This window comes from Rhizobium sp. BK399, assembly GCF_014194695.1.
Classification (GTDB): domain Bacteria; phylum Pseudomonadota; class Alphaproteobacteria; order Rhizobiales; family Rhizobiaceae; genus Rhizobium.
Map to the genome: position 1 here is coordinate 68,896 of NZ_JACIAH010000013.1, position 22,532 is coordinate 91,427.

At 59.5% G+C, this 22,532-nt stretch carries 11 protein-coding genes; 8 read left to right on the forward strand and 3 right to left on the reverse strand.

What is annotated here, in order from left to right; all coding sequences use genetic code 11:
• Window positions 1-6 precede the first annotated feature (6 nt).
• The 6 genes from FHT97_RS22925 to FHT97_RS22945 all read left to right on the forward strand — a co-directional run bounded on the left by FHT97_RS22925 (window position 7) and on the right by FHT97_RS22945 (window position 12,752).
• A complete protein-coding gene (locus tag FHT97_RS22925) occupies window positions 7-171 on the forward strand; it encodes a DUF1328 domain-containing protein (RefSeq protein WP_016556821.1) in 165 nt (54 codons plus the stop codon).
• A 360-nt stretch (window positions 172-531) separates the two neighbouring features.
• A complete protein-coding gene (locus FHT97_RS22930; RefSeq protein ID WP_183864371.1) occupies window positions 532-9,051 on the forward strand; it encodes a glucoamylase family protein in 8,520 nt (2,839 codons plus the stop codon).
• Between the two features lie 99 nt (window positions 9,052-9,150).
• Complete coding sequence (opgC, locus tag FHT97_RS22935; RefSeq protein WP_183864372.1) at window positions 9,151-10,371, forward strand: OpgC domain-containing protein; 1,221 nt, start codon at window positions 9,151-9,153, stop codon at window positions 10,369-10,371.
• Window positions 10,361-10,612: a hypothetical protein gene (locus FHT97_RS31625; RefSeq protein WP_259127011.1), complete on the forward strand. Its 252-nt coding sequence runs from the start codon at window positions 10,361-10,363 to the stop codon at window positions 10,610-10,612. Before opgC ends, FHT97_RS31625 begins: the two co-directional genes overlap by 11 nt.
• Window positions 10,613-10,725: 113 nt before the next feature.
• Entirely contained in the window at window positions 10,726-11,760 is a 1,035-nt protein-coding gene (locus tag FHT97_RS22940; protein ID WP_183754936.1) for an aspartate-semialdehyde dehydrogenase, read from the forward strand.
• Window positions 11,761-11,933: 173 nt separating this feature from the next.
• Window positions 11,934-12,752 (forward strand): lytic transglycosylase domain-containing protein, encoded by an 819-nt coding sequence (locus FHT97_RS22945; RefSeq protein ID WP_114714200.1) that lies wholly within the window; start codon window positions 11,934-11,936, stop codon window positions 12,750-12,752.
• Window positions 12,753-12,808: 56 nt separating this feature from the next.
• On the opposite strand, the gene FHT97_RS22950 is transcribed toward FHT97_RS22945, so the two are convergent.
• Both FHT97_RS22950 and pdxY read right to left on the reverse strand, forming a co-directional pair.
• Window positions 12,809-13,450: a carbonic anhydrase gene (locus FHT97_RS22950; RefSeq protein ID WP_016556826.1), complete on the reverse strand. Its 642-nt coding sequence runs from the start codon at window positions 13,448-13,450 to the stop codon at window positions 12,809-12,811.
• Window positions 13,451-13,506: 56 nt separating this feature from the next.
• On the reverse strand, window positions 13,507-14,382 hold the full coding sequence (pdxY, locus tag FHT97_RS22955) for a pyridoxal kinase PdxY (RefSeq protein ID WP_183864430.1): 876 nt from the start codon (window positions 14,380-14,382) through the stop codon (window positions 13,507-13,509).
• Window positions 14,383-14,635: 253 nt separating this feature from the next.
• Here pdxY and FHT97_RS22960 point away from each other — a divergent pair, with 253 nt between their 5' ends.
• Together FHT97_RS22960 and FHT97_RS22965 are read left to right on the forward strand one after the other, a co-directional pair.
• Complete coding sequence (locus FHT97_RS22960) at window positions 14,636-19,411, forward strand: NAD-glutamate dehydrogenase (RefSeq protein WP_183864373.1); 4,776 nt, start codon at window positions 14,636-14,638, stop codon at window positions 19,409-19,411.
• 30 nt (window positions 19,412-19,441) lie between these two features.
• Window positions 19,442-20,827, forward strand: a complete 1,386-nt coding sequence (locus tag FHT97_RS22965; protein ID WP_183864374.1) for an MFS transporter — start codon at window positions 19,442-19,444, stop codon at window positions 20,825-20,827.
• A 15-nt stretch (window positions 20,828-20,842) separates the two neighbouring features.
• Here FHT97_RS22965 and purH read toward each other — a convergent pair whose 3' ends face one another.
• Complete coding sequence (purH, locus tag FHT97_RS22970; protein WP_183864375.1) at window positions 20,843-22,459, reverse strand: bifunctional phosphoribosylaminoimidazolecarboxamide formyltransferase/IMP cyclohydrolase; 1,617 nt, start codon at window positions 22,457-22,459, stop codon at window positions 20,843-20,845.
• Window positions 22,460-22,532 lie beyond the last annotated feature (73 nt).

The window sequence follows — 22,532 nt, forward strand, 5'->3', positions numbered from 1 at the left end:
ATCGCCATGCTTTATTATGCACTCGTATTTCTCGTTGTGGCGCTGATCGCCGGCGTATTGGGCTTTGGCGGCATTGCCGGCGCTTCCGCCTCGATCGCTCAGGTTCTTTTCTTCCTGTTCCTGATTCTGTTCGTCGTGTCTGTGGTCATGCGCCTCATGCGACGCACCTGACGAAAACCTATCTACAAAGTGAAAGCCGGCGCTTGCCCAAGCGCCGGTTTCCTTTTGTCGGTAGGTGCGATCCCACGTGCGGCCGAAATGCCTCCTTTGAAACATCTTGACTTGAATTATCGCAATGGTGTCCAACTTTCCCGGAATGGCTCCAAAAGGGTGGAGGGCACAACGGAGCCGTGTCGCGCGTCGCCCACACAGGTCCGCGTTTAAACCGTTTCGCATCGTTGGTTGATTACCGTTCCGATCTTGCTGTCCGGGATCTAGAAACCCCGGTGCTGTTCATGCGGCAGTCATATTCGGCAGTGCAAAAGGCAACGCAAAATCATCATAATTTTGTTTGGATCCAGAACCGAACCCATGAACATTTCCGCCACGTCTCCGAACCCGTCCCGCGAGCCCGAAACGAAGCAGATCGATCATAACGACTCGATCCGCTCAACTTACCTTTCCATCGAAGATATCAAGGCCATAGGCGCCTCTGTCGCTGCCCGCGGCATAGACTCGCTGCCGGCTTTTGCGCCCTTCGATTTTTTCGCGCGGCACAAGGAGAACGAAAAGGAGATCCTGCGGGTCTACCGCACCACGGCAACAGACGTGGAATCCGGTGAAACCATCACTCCGGCGGCGGAGTGGCTGCTCGACAACCACTACATTGTCGAGGAAGCAATCCAGGAAGTGCGTCGCGATTTCCCGCGTCGCTTCTACCGAGAGCTGCCGACGCTTGACGTCAACGGCGTACAAGTGCCGCGCACGCTCGCGCTTGCATGGCTCTATGTGGCCCACACCCACAGCACAATCTCGCAGGAAAGCCTCACAGCCCTCGTCGATGGATTTCAGCAGAGCGAGACACTGAAGATCGGTGAGCTTTGGGCGCTGCCGTCACTGGTCCGCTACGTTCTCGTGGAGAACCTGCGCCGCATCTCTATCCGTGTCGAACGCAGCCGCCGGATGCGCCGACGCGCCAATGAGGCTGCGGATGAGCTCGTGCGGCTGACGGACCCGACGAAGGCTGCCGAATATCTCAGGTCGCTGGAATCGCTTGCGGAAGACAACACCTTCGCGACGCAGTTCCTCTACCGCATGCGTGACGGCTCTCAGGCGTCCAGCGTGGCGATCGCCTGGCTCGACGAACGCCTTGAGGCACTCGGGCGCGATACCGAAGAAACGACAATGGCGGAGCACAGCCGCCTGTCCTCCGGCAACGTCACGATGGGCAACATCATTCGCAGTCTTCGCGAGATCGACGACACCGAATGGTCCGTCTGGGTGGAGCAGGTCAGCCACGTCGACAAGCTGCTTTGGGATCATTCCGATTATGGCGATCTCGATTCAGGCTCTCGCAACAAATACCGCAAGCAGATCGAAAAGCTTGCCAAGCGCTCGCCGCTGTCGGAAATGGAGATCGCCCAGCTGGCGCTCGATATGACCGAGGAGGCCAAGGCCTCCGACGAACCGCAGCAGCGTGAACCAAATGTCGGCGGTTTCCTGACCGGCGTGCAAAGACCCAAGCTGGAAGCGCGGTCAAACTATCGCCCGACTCTGACGCAGCATTTTGTTCGAACCGTTCGTCGGTTTAACTGGCTCTCAATCGCCGTTCCCGTGATCCTTCTGACCATCATCGCGATGGCGATCGTCGGGAGGTTCATGGCCAATGCGGGCATGGGTCCACTTGAGATCGCGATCCTGCTGATCATGTTCTCGCTTCCGGCCTCCGAAGGTGCGACCGGCCTCTTCAACACCGTGCTGTCGTTTTTCGTGACGCCGGCTCGACTGGTCGGTTACGAATTCAAGGAGGGCATCCCCGAGGAGGCCCGTACGCTTCTGGTCGTTCCGTGCTTGATCTCGAACCGTGACAGTGTTGACGAGCTGGTCCGCAATCTCGAGGTACACTACCTCGCCAACCCCCGCGGCGAGATCTACTTCGCGCTGCTCAGCGACTGGCCGGACAGCCAGGTCGAGGAAACGCCGGCCGACCTCGAAGTTCTAGACTATGCCCGTCGCGAGGTCGCGAACCTCTCAGCGCGCTATGCCTTTGATGGCAAGACGCGCTTTTACCTCTTGCATCGCCGCAGGCTCTACAATCCGTCCGAGGGCGCTTGGATGGGCTGGGAGCGCAAACGTGGCAAGCTGCACGAACTGAACCTTCTGCTTCGCGGTGATCGCGATACGACCTACCTTCCGGGCGCCAATGTCGTGCCGGCAAACATTCAGTACGTGATGACGCTCGATGCCGACACGCGCCTTATGCGTGACACGGTCACGAAGCTCGCCGGCAAGCTCTACCATCCGATCAACCGTCCCGTCATCAATCAGGCTACAGGGCGGGTCGAAAGCGGCTATGGCGTGCTGCAGCCACGTGTCACCCCGTCGCTGACGACAGGCAAGGACGCGTCGGTCTTCCAACGCGTCTTCTCGATCAACCGCGGCCTTGATCCCTACGTCTTCACCGTGTCCGACGTCTATCAGGACCTTGCGGGCGAGGGCACCTTCACCGGCAAGGGGCTCTACCAGGTGGATGCCTTCGAGGCATCTCTGAAAGGGCGAATTGACGAAAACTCGGTGCTCAGCCACGACCTCCTCGAAGGCTCGATGGCGCGCTGCGCGCTCGTCACCGACCTGGAACTGGTTGAAGATTTCCCGATCCGCTATGAAGTCGAAACCTCGCGTCAGCATCGCTGGGCGCGTGGCGACTGGCAGCTGCTGCCGTATATGTTCAACCCGAAGCATGGTGTGACCGGGCTCGGCCGTTGGAAGATGTTTGACAATTTACGCCGCTCGCTGACGCCCATCGCCTGGTTTTTCGCCTCCGTGCTCGGCTGGTACTTCATGAGCCCGCTTGGCGCGCTCGTGTGGCAGATTCTCTTGATTTTCTGCCTCTTTGTCGCCCCGACCCTGTCGCTTATTCACGGCATCATTCCGCGCAGCAGCGATGTGGTCGCAAGCGCTCACCTTTATACCGTTTGGTCCGACATTCGTGCGGCCAATGCCCAAGTCGCCTTGCGGATCATCTTCATCGCCGATTCCGCATGCATGATGGCCGACGCTATCGGCCGCTCGCTCTATCGCCTGTTTTTCAGCCACAGGCTGATGCTGCAGTGGCGCACGGCGGCGAGCGTCCAAGCGGGCAAGCAGGGAACGATCCTGTCTTACTACCGGGCCATGTGGCACGCACCAGTATTGGCCTTGTTTGCGCTCGGCTTCGCGGCGCTCTCCGGTGACAATGCATATCTCGTCGGCGTCCCTTTCGCTTGCCTGTGGATCCTCTCGCCGTTGGTCGCCTACTATGTCAGCCAGTCGGCCGAGACCGAAGACCGACTTGAAGTTGCGGAATCTGTCTCCACCGAGCTTCGCAAGATCGCCCGCCGCACTTGGCGGTATTTCGAGACGTTTACGACCGCCGAGCAGAATTATTTGCCCCCGGACAACGTCCAGGAAACGCCGCATGTGATTGTGGCCACACGCACGTCTCCGACGAACATCGGCGTCTACCTGCTGTCCGTTGTATCCGGCCGCCAATTCGGATGGTTCTCCTTCGAAGAAACGATCGAACGGCTTGAGCAGACCATCGCAACGATCGACAAGATGGAAAAATTCCGCGGCCATCTCTTCAACTGGTATCACACCGATACGCTCCAGACGCTCGGACCGCGTTACGTTTCAGCGGTGGACAGCGGCAACCTTGCCGGCCACTTGATCGCGATTTCGTCCGCCTGCCGCGACTGGGCAGAAGCGCCGTCGGCCCACATGCAGGGCAACCTCGACGGCGTCGGCGATACGGCGGGTATTCTTGCCGAGGGGCTGTCGGAGCTGCCGGATGATCGCAAGACAGTTCGTCCGCTGCGCCGCCGCCTCGAGGAACGCATCATCGGCTTCCAGAATGCGCTAGCCGCGGTCAAACGCGAACATGAATTCGCATCGATCCGCATCATCAACCTCGCCGTCCTGGCGCGCGACATTCAGAAACTTGCCGCTAACCTCGACCATGAGGTGAAGTCCCCGTTGAGCGCGGAAGTCACGCGCTGGGCGGAATCGCTGGTTAAGGTCTGCGAAGCCCATATCTCCGACAGCACCTTCGATCTGTCCAACATCGACGCGCTACGGCCTCGCCTGATTGCGCTGCGCGACAAGGCCCGCGACCTCGCCTTCTCGATGGACTTCGGCTTCTTGTTCCGACCTGAGCGTCGCCTGCTTTCGATCGGCTATCGCGTCGAAAGCGCCGAGCTGGATCAGGCCTGCTACGACCTGCTGGCGTCGGAATGCCGCCTCACCAGCTTGTTCGGCATCGCGAAGGGCGATCTGCCCACGGAGCATTGGTACCGTCTCGGCCGCCAGGTCGTTCCGGTTGGCTCGCGCGGCGCGCTTGTCTCCTGGTCCGGTTCGATGTTCGAATACCTCATGCCCCCGCTCGTCATGCAGGAGCGTGGCGGAGGCATCCTTAACCAGACCAATAATCTCGTTGTTGTGGAGCAGATGAATCATGCCCGCAAGCTGGGCATCCCGTGGGGTATTTCGGAAGCGGCCTTCAATGCGCGCGACCATAACCTCAACTACCAGTACACGAATTTCGGCGTCCCATCGCTCGGTCTGAAGCGCGGCCTCGGCCACAACGCGGTCATCGCGCCGTATGCTTCGATCCTTGCCAGCCAGTACGACCCTGACGCGGCGCTTGAAAACCTACAGCGCCTGCGCAAGCTCGGCGCGCTCGGCAAGTTCGGCTACCACGACGCCGTCGACTTTACGCCGACCCGCGTGCCGGAAGGCAAGACTTGCGCGGTCGTCTATAACTACTATGCTCACCACCATGGCATGTCGATCGCTGCAGTCGCGAACGTCGCCTTCAATGGTCACCTGCGCGAACTCTTCCACTCGGATCCAGTGATCGAAGCTGCCGAGCTCCTTCTCCAAGAGAAGGCACCGCGGGATATTCCGGTCATGAGCGGCAAACACGAATCCGACACCCCCGCTAGCATTCAGGACGATCTGTTGCGCCCTGAACTACGCAAAATCTATGATCCCGCGTCGCGTGATCGCGAGCTGGTCTTCCTCTCGAACGGCCACTACTCGTTGATGCTGACCGCGACAGGCGCCGGCTATTCGCGGTGGAACGGCCAATCGGTCGCCCGTTGGAAAGCTGATCCGACCGAGGATCGCTGGGGCACCTTCCTCTTCCTTCGCGATACGGCGACCAACGAATGGTGGTCGGCAACCACGGAGCCGAAGAGTGTCGAAGGCGAAGAGGTCAAGGTTCTCTTCGCCGACGAAAAGGCGGAGTTCACCAAGACGGTCGGCGACATCACGAGCGAAGTCGAATGCATTGTCGCCACCGAGCATGACGCCGAAGCGCGGCGCCTGACCCTTGTCAATTCCGGGACGGAGGATCGATTTATCGAAGTGACCTCCTATCTCGAGCCCGTTCTCGCGACGGACGACGTCGACAACGCCCATCCGGCATTCGCGCGCATGTTCGTCAAGACGGAGGTCGGAAAGCGCGGTGACGTTATCCGCGTCGAGCGCAACAAGCGCGATCCGAACGAGCCGAACATGGCCGTTGCTCACCTTATCGTCGACACCTCCGGCTCGACGCGCGAGACTGAGTTCGAAACGGACCGCCGCAAGTTCCTCGGCCGCGGTCGCAGCCTCGCGAATGCTGCCGCCTTCGACCCGGGTGCGACCCTTTCCGGCACGGATGGCTTCACCCTCGATCCGGTTCTCTCGCTTCGCCGTACGGTCCGTGTGCCCCCCGGCAAGAAGGTCAGCGTTATCTTCTGGACCATTGCTGCGCCGAGCCGCAACGAGGTTGACCAGGCAGTCAATCGCTATCGGCATGCTGACGCCTTCAACCACGAACTGGTCCAGGCATGGACCCGCACGCAGGTGCAGATGCGCCATGTCGGCGTGACATCGCAGCAGGCCGCGGCCTTTCAGCATCTTGGCCGTCACCTTGTATATCCGGACATGCACCTGCGCGCCGATGCCGCCGCAGTCGCAGCCGGCATGCAATCGCAGTCATCGCTTTGGCCGCTCGCGATTTCGGGCGACTTCCCGATCTTCACGCTGCGCGTCACCGACGACATGGACCTCGACGTCGTCAGGGAAGCCCTGCTTGCGCAAGAATACCTACGCTCGCGCGGCGTCACTGCCGATCTGGTCATCATGAACGAACGTGCATCGTCTTATGCCCAGGACATGCAGCATGCCGTCGACCAGATGGCCGAAAACGTCCGCCGCATGGGCCAGGCCGATGGTTTGCGTCAGCATATCTTCACGGTGCGCAAGGACTTGATGGAAGAAGCGACGTATCACGCCCTCATCTCCGCCTCGCGTGTCACCTTCCACGCCAAGAACGGCAAGATTCTTGACCAGATCAACCGTGCCGTCGCGTTGTTTGCTCCGTCCAAGGAAGAACAGCAGGAACTGGAGCGTGCCGATCGGGCAAAGGCGCCCGTCAAGCGGGCTGCGCCGACGCCCGCCCCACGTCCGTCAAAGGTCGTAATCGAGGAGCAAGGCGATCTCAATTTCTGGAACGGCATCGGCGGCTTCGCTGTCGATGGTCGCGAGTATGTCGTGCGTCTTCCCGGTGGCCACGCGACGCCTCAGCCTTGGATCAATGTGATCTCGAATGAAAAATTCGGCTTCCATGTATCTGCAGAAGGCGCAGGGTTCACGTGGAGTGTAAACTCGCGCGATTATCAGCTGACGTCGTGGTCGAATGACGCGGTCATAAACCGGCCGGGTGAGGCGATCTACGTTGTCGATCGCGAGAGTGGAGCGGTTTTGACACCGTTTGCGAGCCTCTCGGAACGGCAGGATATTCGCTTCGAAGCACGGCATGGCCTGGGCTATTCCGTATTCTCGAGCGTCCAGAATGAAATCGCGCTTGAGGTCACGCAAACCGTCGATCGGGAAAAACCGGTCAAGCTTCAGAGAATCCGGCTACGCAACACTGGCACCAAGCCGAGGAAGCTGCGGCTCTACGGCTATGTCGAGTGGATTCTCGGCAACAATGCACAAAAGTCGGCGCCGTTCATCCTCTCGGAGCACGACGCGGAGACGGGTGCGCTGTTTGCCAGCAACAACTACAGCATCGACTACTCCGGTCGCACCGCCTTCTTTGTGGCGAGCGAAAAGCCGTCGAGCTTTACCGCCAGCCGTCGGGAATTCATCGGCAAGACAGGCACGATCCAGGCACCGCACGCTGTGAGCTCTGCCGCCCTCCTTTCCGGCGCCACCGAGCTCGACGGCGATCCGGCAGCGGTGCTAGCGATCGATATCGAGATCGCGCCGGGCGAGGAGCGGGATGTCTGCTTCTTCCTCGGCGAAACCAAGACGAGGGCCGAGGCGAGCGCGGTAATCAACGATATCCGCAAGGTCGCCTTCGACGACGTAGTCCAGGCAAATCGCGGCTTCTGGCAGCATTTCACTGGAAAGCTGCAGGTTTCCACGCCTGATCAGAGCATGAACAACCTGATCAACACCTGGTTACCTTACCAGAGCCTCGGTTGCCGCATCATGGCGCGCACGGCCTTCTATCAGGCCAGCGGTGCCTTTGGTTTCCGCGATCAGCTCCAGGATACGCTGGCTTTCATTGTGCACGAGCCGTCGATCGCCCGGAAGCAGATCCTGAACGCCGCCTCGCGACAATTCCGCGAGGGAGATGTGCAGCACTGGTGGCTGCCCGGTACCGGCGCAGGCGTCCGAACGCTCATTTCGGACGACGTTGTCTGGCTCGCCTATGCGATTCACCACTACTGCAGCGTTACGGGCGACAAGAGCGTCCTCGACGAACAGCTCGCCTTCCTGGAAGGTCCGGCACTTCTCGAGGGCCAGCATGACTCGTTCTATTTGCCTGAGGTGTCCGACGACACCGTCAGCGTTTACGAACATGCCGCCATCGCGCTTGATCTTGCCATCGCCCGGAAGGGCAAGAACGGTCTGCCGCTGTTCCTCGGCGGGGACTGGAACGACGGCATGAACCGCGTCGGCATCGGCGGACAGGGTACGAGTGTCTGGCTCGGCTGGTTCCTGGCCGGCGCGCTGCGCTCCTTCACTGCCTATGCCCAAGAGCGCGGCGACACGGCACGTGTCGAGCGGTGGACAAGGCACCTCACCGAGCTCAAGGCTGCGCTTGAAACCGTTGCCTGGGATGGCAGCTATTACCGGCGTGGTACCTTTGACGACGGCAGCCTCCTTGGCTCAAAGGAGAGCCTGGAGTGCCAGATCGATTCGATTGCCCAATCCTGGAGCGTGCTCTCCGGGGAGGGAGATCCGGCGCACGCAGCAAAGGCAATGAACTCAGTGCTGGACAAGCTGGTCGATCCTGAAGCGCGGATCATCCGGCTCTTCACCCCGCCCTTTGCTAACTCGGCTAAGGACCCCGGCTATATCAAAGCCTATCCGCCAGGTGTTCGTGAAAACGGCGGCCAATACACCCATGCCGCGACCTGGGTGGTGATGGCTCTGGCCGAGCTTGGCCGCGGCGATGAGGCCTTGCGTTGCTTTGAACTCCTCAATCCGATCAGCCATGCGCGGGATCCGGCCTCGGCAGAACGCTACCGCGTCGAACCTTACATCATTGCCGCTGACGTCTACGGCGAAGGCTCCCTCACAGGACGCGGCGGCTGGACATGGTATACCGGCTCCGCAGGCTGGCTCTACCGTGCGGTGACCGAGGGGATCCTCGGTATCCGGATAAAGGACAGCCGCTTGCATGTGCGTCCGGCCTTGCCGAGCACTTGGGATGGTTTCTCTGCGGAGATCGAACATTTAGGTGCTAAATATCTCATTTCGGTCTCAAAATCGTCCCAACCAAGGGGCTACGATGTGACCATCAACGGACGCGAAGTCACCGATCCCGGTGAGGGATATCCGGTCGGATAACAGCATTCTTCCACGCTAATCATCCGGCGATTCGTTGCGGCCAAAAGGGAACCCTTTTGGCCGCAACTGCGTTTGCAAATCGTAAAGCAGGAGAAGTCCATGGCCGTAGCGCTTGAAGGAAAGATCAGCGCCAAGCAAATTTCTGTGTCGGTAGCGACGCCGAAACGTGACACCAGATTGGACGTTCTGCGCGGCCTCGCGCTCATCACGATTTTTATCAATCATGTTCCAGGGCAGATTTTTGAGAATCTCACAACCAAGAATTTTGGATTTTCCGATGCAGCCGAAGGCTTCGTCCTAATCTCGGGGATTGCGGTCGGCCTGGCCTATGGATCGCGCTTTCAACCGGCCACCTGGTGGCAGACGGCGATGAAGGCCACGAAGCGATCGTTTACACTTTACCTGGCTCACATGATTACGACGTTCATGACGCTGGCTCTTTTTCTGACCGGCGCTTGGATCTTCCATCGGCCTGGGCTTCTGTGTGAGATCAACATCCTTGCCGTTCTCACCAATCTGAAGGCCGGCATTCCCTCGCTGCTACTGCTTGGGCACCAGATCGGCTACAACAATATTCTCCCGATGTATGGCGCACTGATGTTGATGGTGCCGGTCATACTGTTGCTCAATGCCGTAAGCCCGCTCCTTGCGCTTGCCGTTTCGGGCGCCGTATGGCTGGTTGCCGGCGTCTACGAAATTGCTCCTCACAACATGCTGATTGAGGGCTATTGGTTCCTTAACCCGTTGTCCTGGCAATTCCTCTTCACCATCGGCATTGTCGGAATGATGCATGTGCGCCGCGGCGGCAAACTGCCGCAACATCCCGTTCTCTTTGGACTTGCGGCCGCCTATGTCACCTTGTCCTTTGCCTGGGTTGTCGGTCAACTCTGGAGTTTCGGAATTGCGCTGGCGTCGTTCGGGTTGCCGCCGGTGCTGACGGGCTTCGACAAAACATTCCTGTCGCTGCCGAGGCTGCTGCACGTCCTGGCACTCACCTATCTCGTCCTCAATATTCCAGCGATCTCGCGCTTGCTTCGCAGGTCCACGGACAACCCGCTGACCATTCTTGGTCGCCATTCGCTCAGCATTTTTGTCGCCGGCACGATTTTGGCGATGGTGGGTCAGGTGGTGCTCTACATCAACAACCACGATCGCATCGTCGGCCCGATCTTTGTGGTGATCGGCATCGCTGTCCAGTTTGCCTATGCCTATCATCTTGAGCGTAAGCGGAAATTGGAGGCCGGGAGCCACAGGCGGTTGCCCGACCGAGGTTTCGTTCCGGTTCCCGCGCACGTCGATCGTTCTAGGGATCGGCGTTAGGAGGCGAGACGCTTTCGGCGGTTCGACGCTCCCAGCCCGCTATCCTGCTGCGTACTCCAATTGCAAAAACCTTGACTCCTGTGGAAAACCTTTTAAGAGCAACGGCGGAAAAGGAATATCCATGGTTCGCCACGAACACGCCATTGCTGCATGCAATGACCGGGCACTTAGTGCCGGGATGGATATTGCCGTTCCGGTTTCTTCCAAAACCAAGGCCAAAACGACGACGAAAACCGTCTAACGTCTCTGGCCTGCCGCTCTCTCCCCGGCTCGGCTGGGGACAAGGAAGACGCGATGTTTTCGCGCTTCCCCCCTCACCGGACAAGAGGAGAGAAGAGAAAGAGAGCTTGAGAAATGGGTTTTAAAGTTGCAGTTGCGGGAGCGACCGGAAATGTCGGTCGGGAAATGCTCAACATCCTCTCCGAGCGCGGTTTCCCTGCCGATGAAGTCGTAGCACTTGCGTCCGCGCGCTCGCAGGGCACGGAAGTGTCCTACGGCGACAAGACGCTGAAGGTCGCAAATCTCGAGAATTACGATTTCTCCGACACCGATATCTGCCTGATGTCGGCAGGCGGCGAGGTCTCCAAGAAGTGGTCTCCCAAGATCGGCGCACAGGGTTGCGTTGTCATCGACAACTCCTCGGCATGGCGCTACGACGCGGACGTACCGCTGATCGTTCCGGAAGTGAACCCGGACGCCGTTACCCAGTTCACCAAGCGCAATATCATCGCCAACCCGAATTGCTCGACTGCACAGCTCGTCGTTGCTCTCAAGCCGCTGCACGACTTCGCCAAGATCAAGCGCGTCGTTGTTTCGACCTATCAATCGGTTTCCGGCGCCGGCAAGGATGGTATGGACGAGCTGTTCAACCAGACCCGCGCCGTCTTCGTAGCGGATCCGATCGAGAACAAGAAGTTCACGAAGCGTATTGCCTTCAACGTCATTCCGCACATCGATAGCTTCATGGAAGACGGCTACACGAAGGAAGAGTGGAAGGTTCTCGCCGAAACCAAGAAGATGCTCGATCCGAAGATCAAGGTGACCTGCACGGCAGTTCGCGTTCCGGTCTTCATTGGCCACTCCGAGTCGGTCAACATCGAGTTCGAGAACGAAATCACTGCCGATCAGGCACGCGATATCCTGCGCGAAGCTCCGGGCTGCCTCGTCATCGACAAGCGCGAGAACGGTGGCTACATCACGCCATACGAGTCTGCCGGAGAAGACGCGACCTACATCTCGCGCATCCGCGAAGATGCGACGGTCGAGAACGGCCTGAACATGTGGGTGGTTTCCGACAACCTTCGCAAGGGGGCTGCGCTCAACGCGATCCAGATCGCCGAGCTTCTCATCAATCGCGGACTTGTGAAGCCACGCAAGAAGGCAGCCTAACCAACTGTTAACTGTGATTTGTTAAGTCCCGCTTATTAAGGTAGGGCTTGCTGGGCGCGGGTTTGCCGTTTTCGGCCTCCCGCGCTTGCCAATTCAAAGACGGTGACAATATTGCCGGAAGCGGGCAGCTGGCCCGGTTTGAAGGCTAGTCAGATCGGGATCGGGGTATCTCCATGCGCATGACGAAATTTTTGCTGGCAGCTGCGGCGGCCTGTACTCTCCACGCAGTTCCGGCAGCGGCCACAGCCGCCCAGTGCGGCAATAACGGTGCCGGCTTCGACGCCTGGGTTGGCGAGTTCAAGCAAGAGGCTGCTGCGAACGGCGTGAGCCCGTCGGTTCTTGATCGCGCTTTTGCGAACGTTTCCTATAACAGACCGACCATCGCCGCAGACCGCGGCCAGAAGAGCTTCAAGCTTTCCTTCGACGCTTTCATGCAGAAGCGCGGCGGTGCAACGATCATTTCCCGTGGTAAGGGTATGAAGCGTGCCAATGCTGCGCTCTTTGCATCGATCGAACGCCGATATGGTGTTCCCGCTGGCCCGCTGATCGCGATCTGGGGCATGGAGACCGGCTTCGGCAGCTACATGGGCAACCAGCACACCATGTCGGCCGTATCGACACTTGCTTACGATTGCCGGCGCTCTGATTATTTCACCGATCAGCTTTACGCAGCGCTTCAACTCGTCTCGGAAGGCTACCTCAGCCCGCAGGCGCGAGGCGCCGCGCACGGCGAGATTGGCCAGACGCAGTTTCTGCCACGCAATGTCGTGCGCTTCGGCGCCGATGGCGACGGCGACGGTCGCGTCGACATGGTCGGCTCGCGCGCGGATGCGCTGGCCTCGACGGCTAATTTCCTGAAGGGCCATGGTTGGCAGGCCGGCGCCGGCTATCAGCCCGGCGAACCCAACTTTGCAGCGATCGCCGGCTGGAATGCCGCGACGGTCTATCAGCAGGCCATTGCCTACATCGGCCAGCAGATCGACGGAAACTGAGAATCCAACACTGAGCCACGAGCGCCGAACTGAAGTTCGGCGCTTTTTATTTGGGCTTAGACATCCGGTCGAATGAAGTCGCGGGTTTCGGCATCCATCACCCACAGTTCACCGGTCGAAATGTCGAACCATGCTCCATGAAGCGCGATCTCACCGGCCTCTTCCAAGGCCTTGATGTTCGGGAATGTCCTGAGATTCTCAATCGAATTGCGGATCGATACTCGCTCGAGTGCAGTTTGACGCTCGGCGGCAGTCATCACGTCGTTGGCGCCGATCTGTTCTGCCGCAGGCTTCACGAGCGACATCCAGCGTCCAATAAAGTCACCGGGAGAAAGAGGTTCAGCGCTCGGGTCCAGAGCCGCCCTAATGCCACCACAACGGCCGTGGCCCATGACGACGATATCTGTAACCTTCAGGGCCTGAACCGCAAATTCCAGCGCGGCAGACGTCGAGTGGAAATGCCCATCCGGCTCATAGGGCGGCACCATGTTGGCGACATTCCGGACGACGAAAAGTTCGCCCGGGCCGGCGTCGAAAATCAGTTCGGGCGCAGCACGGGAATCCGAGCAGGCTACCACAAGCGTACTGGGGTTCTGCCCGTGCTCCGCTAGTGTCCGATAGCGATCACGGGCGTCCGCATAACGCCCGTTCATAAAGTTGCGATAACCGTCTAGAAGGGTGCTTGGAAAATGCTGCATGATCTTCGATTACAGCCTGCGCAATACAAGATCAATATCGCACCGCACGATAGCCGCTAGCCCTTGCGCCTTTGGGCCGGATGCAGCAGGCGCCTCATCTGAACCATTGCCATCGGCGTTGTCAGGCTCGAGGAGTCGCTCGCAAGCGTCAGTTCATCGCTGCCCCGCTTCACAGCGCGAGCAAGCACCTCATAGACGCTTGCCGTTGCAAGCTGGAGCGCCTTTTCGTCCTCCATGCCGGAGAGAAGCCGCGATAGAAACAGGGCCGCAAGGAGATCGCCAAGACCATTCGGCGGCTTGTCGATAAGGCGATGTTCCGCCAACAGCGCGTGGCGCCCCGAAAGATAGAGGTTCCCCGTGCCGCCTGCCATCATCGGCACGGCTGACGTTACCAGCATGCGAGACGGCCCCAGCGACAGCGCGGCATCCATGATCGCCGTATTGTCATCCAGCGAGGCGCCAACGAGCCAAGCAAGCTCATAGCGATTGGGCGTCGCAAGCGACGCGAGGGGTATCAGATGATCCCTGATCGCCTCCGCCGTTGCCTGCGGCACATAGAGCCCACCCAGGTCCCCCATCACCGGATCGCAGACATAAAACAATTCAGGCTTTCGTTCGCGCAAAGCAGTCACGAGCCGGGCAACCGAGCGTGCCTGCGCCGCATTGCCGAAATAGCCCGAAAGAACGGCCTTCACTTCGCCGATCCACGGCGCGCGGATGAGATCCTCAATCGCCGCGTCAAAATCTGCTTCGGTAAATGTCAGCCGCGTTGACCGACCATGGCCGGGATGCCAGGGGAGCACGATCGTCGGCAGCGCCCAGACCTGGTGGCCGAGGGTCTCCAGCGCAAAGACCGCCGCGCGATTTCCGACAGAACCACGCACAACATGGCTGGAGATGACGATGACAGTTCCTGCAGCACTTTCCGACATGATGCTCCACTCAGCTTTCGACACCCGTTGATCCCCTTTTTGCTGCTTCACTGTCAACCGCTCTTCATAGAGACATGAAAACGTCGGCTCGGGAAATTTCCACATATCTACGACGAAGCAAAATCTTTCGAAAATTTGCGTTGCGGTGGCCAAAAACGCATGAAAGCTGCCTCAGAAAGCGCTCATTTAGAGATTCTTTCGTCAAATCTTCTGCTACTTTGCGCCAAATCGAGGAGATGAGGGAGTATCTGCGATGGCTGGTCGAAACAATCCGAAACGAGAAAAACAGCTTGAAAGCGCGACCAAAATCGCGGCTGCAACCGGGGAAACCTATCTCGATCCTGATATCCTCTTTGGGCGTGCCAGCGGCGATGACCTGGAGCAATACACACCGGAGATGTTGGCGCTTTCCGCCGTTCATTCGGCCAAGGAACTGGCTGCCTGGGGCAGCAACTCGGCACGTATCACCATCGATACGATTGCCGACGTGGAGCCGGGCGGTGTTGCGGTATCCATTCTCTCGGTGACCGACCGCAACATGCCGTTCCTGTATGAATCGGTGATGGGCGAGGTTACCAGCAGCTATCGCGACCTTTACATGGCCGTGCATCCGATCCTGGTGATGGAGCCCGGCAAGGCTCCCGAACTTTACTCCGCTGATCTCCCGAGCGAGCCGGCCAATCGCGTCAGTCACATCCAGCTACATCTTGCGCCCCTGACAGCGGCCCAGGCCGCTGAGCTTGTCAAGCGAGTGAAAACGGTGGTCGAGCAAGTGCGGGTAACGGTATCCGACTGGAGACCCATGCTGGATAAGCTTGGAACGGTGATCGATGAGCTTTCCGCCTACAATGCCAGCCGGCGGAAGACTGAACGGGACGAAGCGCTTGCCTTCCTGACCTGGCTCCGCGACGCAAATTTCACCTTCCTCGGCATGCGGGAGTATGTCTACTCCGGCAAGGGCGCGAGCGCGAAGGTCGAACGCGACAAGGGCACGGGTCTTGGCATCCTGTCGAACCCCGACGTTCTCGTTCTGCGCACCGGCAAGGATGCGGTGACGACGACCCCGGAAATCCTGGCATTCCTGGATGGCCCGGACTTCCTGATCGTGACCAAGGCCAATGTGAAGTCGATCGTCCATCGCCGCGCCTACATGGACTATGTGGGGGTCAAGCGCTTCGACGCCGACGGCAATGTGACGGGCGAACTGCGTATTGTCGGTCTGTTCACCTCGACTGCCTACACGTCGCTTGCAAGCGATATCCCGCTGCTCCGCTCCAAGATCGAGCGAGTGAAGGAACATTTCGGCTTCGACCCAATGAGCCACTCGGGCCGTATGCTCGATAACACGCTGGAATCTTATCCGCGCGACGACCTCTTCCAGATCGACACACCGCTTCTGGCCGGCTTCGCCGAGCAGATCAACGATCTTGCCGATCGGCCGCGTGTCCGAGTCCTGCCGCGCATAGACCATTTCGACCGATTTGTATCGGTGATCGTTTACGTCCCACGCGAAGAGTATGACTCGATCGTGCGTGAGAAGATCGGGACCTATCTGAAGACCGTCTACGATGGCCGTGTCTCGGCCTACTATCCGGCTTTCCCGGAGGGTGGTGTCGCACGCGTCCACTTCATCATCGGCCGGTCCGGAGGCAAGACCCCTCGCGTACCGCAGGCAAAGCTGGAAGAAGCCATTCGCGCCATCACCGCGCGGTGGGATGATCGGTTCGAAGCCCTAGCCGGGCCGAAGGCCCCTCAGTTGCACGTAAGCCACGCCTTCCAGGATCTCTTCCCGCCGGAAGAAACCTTTTACGATCTCGAGGATATCGCCGCCTGCGCGGCCGGGGAGCCGATCCGCATCGCGTTCTACACGCGGGAAAAAGACGGCGTTGAGCTGCTTTGCCTGAAGATCTTCCATTCCGGCGGCCAACTTGCCCTGTCCCGCCGCGTACCGCTGCTTGAAAACCTCGGCTTCAACGTCATTAGTGAGGGAACATTCGACATCGACGTAACCCTCCACGGCGGCGCGGAAACGCTGGTTGTGTTGCATGATATGGAACTGGAGCCGCGGGGGGGCATACAAATCGACCTTCACCGTCATGGCGAAATGCTGGAAGAAGCATTCCTAGCTGCATTCAGCGGCGTCATCGACAACGACAACTTCAACCGGCTCATCGTTTCGGCCGGATTGACTGCACGCGAAACCAGCGTACTTCGCGCCTATGCGCGCTACCTGCGTCAGGCGGGCATTCCCTACTCGCTGGATTACATCGCTACGACGCTGGACAAGTATCCGGTCATCGCGGCAATGATATTCCGGCTGTTCTACGACGCGCTCGATCCCAAGATCTCCGAGAAGGTACGGATCAAGAAGGCGGCCGAGCATCATCAGAGGATCGAGGCGGCTCTCTCCGATGTGCCGAGCCTCGATGATGATCGCATCCTTCGCCGTTACGTCAACGTAGTGGACGCCACCTTGAGGACAAATTACTTCCAACGCAATGCGGACGGCTCGCCGAAGGCGATGCTGGCCTTCAAGCTGGATCCGCATCTGGTCGACGGACTCCCTGAACCGCGACCATTCCGCGAGATGTTCGTCTACGGCGTCGAAGTCGAAGGTGTCCATCTGCGCTTCGGCAAGGTGGCGCGTGGCGGCTTGCGTTGGTCGGACCGTGCCGAAGATTACCGGACCGAAGTACTCGGCCTGGTGAAGGCACAGCAGGTCAAGAACGCCGTCATTGTACCGGTCGGCGCCAAAGGCGGCTTCTACCCGAAGAAACTGCCGGCTGGCGGCAGCCGCGACGAAGTCTTCAATGCCGGCCGCGAGGCTTACAAGACCTATATCCGCACGTTGCTGTCCATTACTGACAACATCAGTGGCCCCGATATCGTGCCGCCAATGGATACGGTGAGGCTCGACGGCGACGACCCCTACTTCGTCGTGGCAGCCGACAAGGGAACTGCGACTTTCTCGGACACCGCCAACGCGCTTGCTCAGGAAGCGGGCTTCTGGCTCGATGATGCCTTCGCCTCGGGCGGATCGGCTGGCTATGACCACAAGAAGATGGGGATCACCGCTCGCGGCGCCTGGGAAACGGTAAAGCGCCACTTCCGCGAAATGGACATCGACATCCAGACCGCGCCGTTCACGGTCGCCGGCGTCGGCGACATGTCGGGCGACGTCTTCGGCAACGGCATGCTGTTGTCGCCCAAAATCCGGCTGATTGCGGCCTTCGACCATCGCGACATCGTCATCGATCCCGATCCAGATATGGCGAAGACGCTTGCCGAAAGGCAGCGACTCTTCAACCTGGCACGGTCGAGCTGGCAGGATTTCGACAAGAGCGTCCTTTCGAAAGGTGCGATGATTTTTTCGCGCTCGGCAAAGTCCGTCACTCTGACGCCGGAAGCGGTGGCTGCGATTGGCATCGACAAGGCCGTAGCAACGCCGTTCGAGATCATGACGGCCATCTTGAAGAGCCCGGTCGACCTGCTTTGGTTCGGTGGCATCGGCACCTACGTTAAGGCGCCGTCGGAAACCGATGCTGAAGTCGGCGATCGTGCCAACGACCCAATTCGCGTTGTTGCCGAAGACGTGCGCGCCAAGGTGATCGGCGAAGGCGCAAACCTTGGTGTCACACAGAAAGGTCGTATCGCCTATGGAATGCGAGGCGGGCGCTGCAATTCCGACGCAATCGACAATTCGGCCGGCGTCAACACGTCCGACGTCGAGGTCAATATCAAGATTGCTCTCGCAGCAGCAATGCACGACGGTCGCCTGACTCGGTCAAAGCGCGATCAGCTTCTTTCTTCCATGACGGACGAGGTCGGCAGGCTCGTGCTGCGGAACAACTATTTGCAGTCTCTCGCGATATCGCTGACCGAGCGCAAGGGCACTGCCAACGGGCTGGAACTTGCTCGGCTCATGACAGTGCTCGAAGGCGCAAAGCAGCTGAACCGGAAGGTGGAGACCCTTCCCGACGACACGGTCCTCGCGGAACGCTATACCGCTGGCAAGCCGCTCACCCGACCCGAAATCGGCGTTCTGCTGTCCTATGCGAAGATCGTGCTGTTCGACGCATTGGCTGCCAGCGATCTGCCGGACGATCCCTATTTCGCGGCAACACTTTCGAACTACTTCCCCGCAAAGATGCGCAAGACGAACGCGTCGGATATCGATACCCACCGTCTACGGCGCGAGATCATTGCGACAGTGTTGGCAAACGAGGCCATCAACCGCGGCGGCCCAAGCTTTGCCATCAGCATGACGGATGCGACGGCGGCATCCGCGCCTGAGGTTGTTCGGGCCGCGATAATCGCCCGCGATGGGTTTGACCTCAGCCGACTCTGGGCGGAGACAGACGCATTGGATGGCAAGATTTCCGGCCAGATGCAGAACCGCATCTACGAGGAAATCAGTCATACGTTCACGGTGCTGACCCGCCTGCTCCTGAAGACTCAGATGACCAAGGGCGATATATCCGCAACTGTCGAGGGACTTCAGACTGCCCTCAAGAAGCTCAAGCCGATTTTCGCCAACCAGACGGTGCCGGAGCTCGAAGCGCGGCAGCAGGAGTATCGTGACGCCGGTGTGCCGGATAAGTTGGCCGCCGAGATCTCGGGGCTGCTCGGCTTTGCCCTCGTACCTGAGATCATGCAAATCGCTGCCCGCACGGGCGAACCGCTGGCGCGTGCCGCGGAAAGCTATTTTGCTGTCTCCCAGACCTTCCGGATCGGGCGCTTGCTTGCCGCCGGCTCACGGATCATCACGGCTGACCACTATGAAAACCTGGCGCTGGCCCGCAGCATCGACCAGATCGCAAGCGCGCGACGCGATATCGTCATTTCGGCACTTGCCAACCACGGTAAGGACAAGCTTCCGGTCCAAGCTTGGCATGCAGGCGATCGCATCAGGATCAACCGGATAGCGGAGGAACTGTCGGGGTTGAGCGACAGCGGCGACCCGAACCTTGCCCGTATCACCGTGGCGGCTGGTCTGTTGACCGATCTTGCGCGCGACGGGGCTAGGTGAGACAGTTCCGCTCGGAATCAGGAGCGGACTGTGAATCGCATCGACTGGACGGGAACGCAGCCGGCTAGGGCATCGGAGAAGGGCATCTGGGGCTGGATGCTCTTTGACTGGGCAGCCCAGCCATTCTTCACTGTTGTAACGACCTTCATCTTCGGTCCCTACTTCGTGTCGCGCCTGACTGCCGATCCGGTCTCCGCCCAGGCAATGTGGAGCAACATGGCGACGATCTCTTCGGTGATCATCGCCATTTTGTCGCCAATCCTCGGCTCCATCGCCGATCAGTCCGGCGCCCGAAAGCCCTGGATCGCGTTTTTCGCGGTGATCAAGATTGCGAGCCTCTTCGGCCTTTGGTTTGCAGCGCCCGGCTCACCGTTGATCTACCCAATAATCTTCATGATCCTGGCCTCGATCGCGGCCGAGTTCTCGATCGTCTTCAATGATTCCATGATGCCTCGGCTCGTCAGCAAAGACGAGGTCGGCAAACTATCCAATACGGCCTGGGGCCTCGGCTATCTCGGCGGGATGATTGTTCTTATCGCCGTCGTGGTCCTGCTCGCCGGCAATCTCGAATCCGGCAAAACAATTCTTGGTCTCGATCCGTTGTTCGGTCTCGATCCGCACCAGGGCGAAGATGCCCGTATCACTGGGCCGATCTCGGCTGTCTGGTATCTGATCTTCATTCTGCCGATGTTCTTTTTCACACCTGACATCAGCAAGGGCCTTCCGTTTGGCGCTGCGGTGCGAGCCGGCTTTACCGAGTTGAAGAGTACACTTGCCGAACTCAAGCATCGCCGTGGCATTGTTCGCTTCCTCATCGCCCGGATGATCTATCAGGATGGCGTCAACGGGCTGCTGATCCTCGGCGGCGCTTTTGCTGCCGGAATGTTCGGCTGGGCGACGATTGAGATCGGGATCTACGGAATCATACTCAACGTCGTTGCGATCTTCGGCTGCATCATTGCCGGTCGCGTTGATCGGCGTATAGGCTCTAAGTCGACGATCGTTATCAGCCTGACAATGTTGCTGATCGCCACTATCGGGATAGTGTCGACCGGGCCTGGATACACTCTCTTTGGTTTGCTGAAGCTGCCAACCGCCGATTCCGGCGGCCTCTTCGGTACGGCAGCGGAGAAGGCATACATTGCCTACGGTCTGCTGATCGGTCTTGCCTTCGGCCCGGTGCAGGCGTCCTCGCGGTCCTATCTCGCGCGCAGCGTAAGCCTGAGCGAGGCCGGTCGCTATTTTGGCATCTACGCGCTGTCAGGGCGCGCTACGAGCTTTCTGGCGACGCTGTTCTTTTCCGCCGTAACCTATGCGACCGGTTCGTCGCGCTTGGGAATGGCAACACTGGTAATCTTCCTCGCTGCAGGACTGGTCCTGCTTTTCCGTACGCCCTATCCAGCGGACAGGGCGTAACGGCAGCCCACGGGTTTAGTGGCGGAAGTGCCGCATGCCGGTGAAGACCATCGCGACGTTGTGCTCATTTGCAGCATCGATCACTTCCTGGTCGCGCATGGATCCACCGGGCTGGATCACTGCCGTTGCACCAGCGGCGATCATGGACAGCAAGCCGTCGGCGAAGGGCAGGAAGGCCTCAGACGCCACTGCCGAACCGCGTGTCAGCGGCTCTGCAAGCCCGAGAGCCCTGGCTGCCTCCTCGGCCTTCAGGCCAGCGATACGGGCAGAATCGACGCGGCTCATCTGCCCTGCGCCAATGCCGGCCGTCTGTCCATCCTTGGCATAAACCACGGCGTTCGATTTGACATGCTTGGCTACCTTGAAGGCAAATTTCATGTCTTCGAGTTCCTGCGGGGTCGGCGCACGCTTGGTAACCACCTTGAGCTCCAGATCCTCGGCCATGCCGTTGTCTCGGCTCTGCACAAGCAGGCCGCCGGAGACGGTTTTCGCCGTCAGGCCGGCTGAGCGCGGATCCGGAAGGCCACCTGCAGTCAGGAGACGAAGATTTGCCTTGCGTGCAACGATGGCTTTCGCTTCCTCGGTGACGTCGGGTGCGATGATAACTTCGGTGAAGAGCTTGATAATCTCTTCCGCCGTTTCCGCATCGAGCGTCTGGTTGAGCGCGATGATACCGCCAAAAGCCGAAACGGAATCGCAGGCAAGCGCGCGCTTGTAGGCTTCCAGCAGGTTGGTGCCGGTCGCCACGCCACAGGGGTTTGCGTGCTTGATGATCGCGCAGGCTGCTGCCTTTTCGGGCAGGAACTCGGCGACGAGTTCATAAGCCGCATCGGTGTCGTTGATGTTGTTGTAGGAAAGCTGTTTGCCCTGCAGCAGCGACGCGGTGGCAACACCGGGGCGACGCTCGCCCGTCACATAGAATGCCGCCTTCTGATGCGGATTTTCGCCATAACGCATTTCTTCCTTGAGCACGCCGCCAATGACGCGATGACGCGGTGTGTCGATCGAAAGAGCTTCGGAAAACCAGTTGGAAATCATGGCATCATAAGCTGCCGTGCGCGCGAACGCCTTGGCGGCCATCCGCTGGCGTAACGGATAGCTGGTCTGACCGGCGTCCGAAGCCAGTTGCTCGAGCAACTCAGGATAGTCCGCCGGATCGGTCAGGATCGTCACGTAGGCATGGTTCTTGGCCGATGCGCGGATCATCGCGGGGCCGCCAATATCGATATTCTCGACAGTCGTCGCATAGTCGCCGCCGGCAGCGCGAACATCCTCGAACGGATAGAGGTTGACGACCACCAGGTCGATACCCTCGATGCCATGCGCCTTCATTGCCGCCTGATGTTCAGCATCGTCCCGAATGGCGAGCAGCCCACCATGCACTTTCGGGTGCAGGGTCTTCACGCGACCATCCATGATCTCTGGAAAACCCGTGACCTCGGAAACATCGGTCACCGTAAGACCGGCCGCCGCAATTGTCTTGTGAGTGCCGCCGGTCGACAGGAGGCGAACGCCCTTGTCGGCGAGCGCACGCGCGAGTTCGACGATACCGGTCTTGTCCGATACCGAAAGCAACGCGGTCTTGACTGCGACCTTGTCGGGTGCGGGGATTTTCTTGGAAACAACGGCCATGAGGCTTCTCCGTTTGGTCTTCGGGAGATATCCGGCGAGGGATAAGCGGATGATGGCGCCGCGTTAGCACAGC

What these genes read in the sequence shown, in the direction of transcription:
- FHT97_RS22945 (WP_114714200.1), top strand. Translation starts at nt 11,934, where the DNA reads ATGCGCATGACGAAATTTTTGCTGGCAGCTGCGGCGGCCTGTACTCTC.
- pdxY (WP_183864430.1), bottom strand. Translation starts at nt 14,382, where the DNA reads ATGTCGGAAAGTGCTGCAGGAACTGTCATCGTCATCTCCAGCCATGTT.
- opgC (WP_183864372.1), top strand. Translation starts at nt 9,151, where the DNA reads ATGGCCGTAGCGCTTGAAGGAAAGATCAGCGCCAAGCAAATTTCTGTG.
- FHT97_RS22925 (WP_016556821.1), top strand. Translation starts at nt 7, where the DNA reads ATGCTTTATTATGCACTCGTATTTCTCGTTGTGGCGCTGATCGCCGGC.
- purH (WP_183864375.1), bottom strand. Translation starts at nt 22,459, where the DNA reads ATGGCCGTTGTTTCCAAGAAAATCCCCGCACCCGACAAGGTCGCAGTC.
- FHT97_RS22940 (WP_183754936.1), top strand. Translation starts at nt 10,726, where the DNA reads ATGGGTTTTAAAGTTGCAGTTGCGGGAGCGACCGGAAATGTCGGTCGG.
- FHT97_RS22950 (WP_016556826.1), bottom strand. Translation starts at nt 13,450, where the DNA reads ATGCAGCATTTTCCAAGCACCCTTCTAGACGGTTATCGCAACTTTATG.
- FHT97_RS22930 (WP_183864371.1), top strand. Translation starts at nt 532, where the DNA reads ATGAACATTTCCGCCACGTCTCCGAACCCGTCCCGCGAGCCCGAAACG.
- FHT97_RS22960 (WP_183864373.1), top strand. Translation starts at nt 14,636, where the DNA reads ATGGCTGGTCGAAACAATCCGAAACGAGAAAAACAGCTTGAAAGCGCG.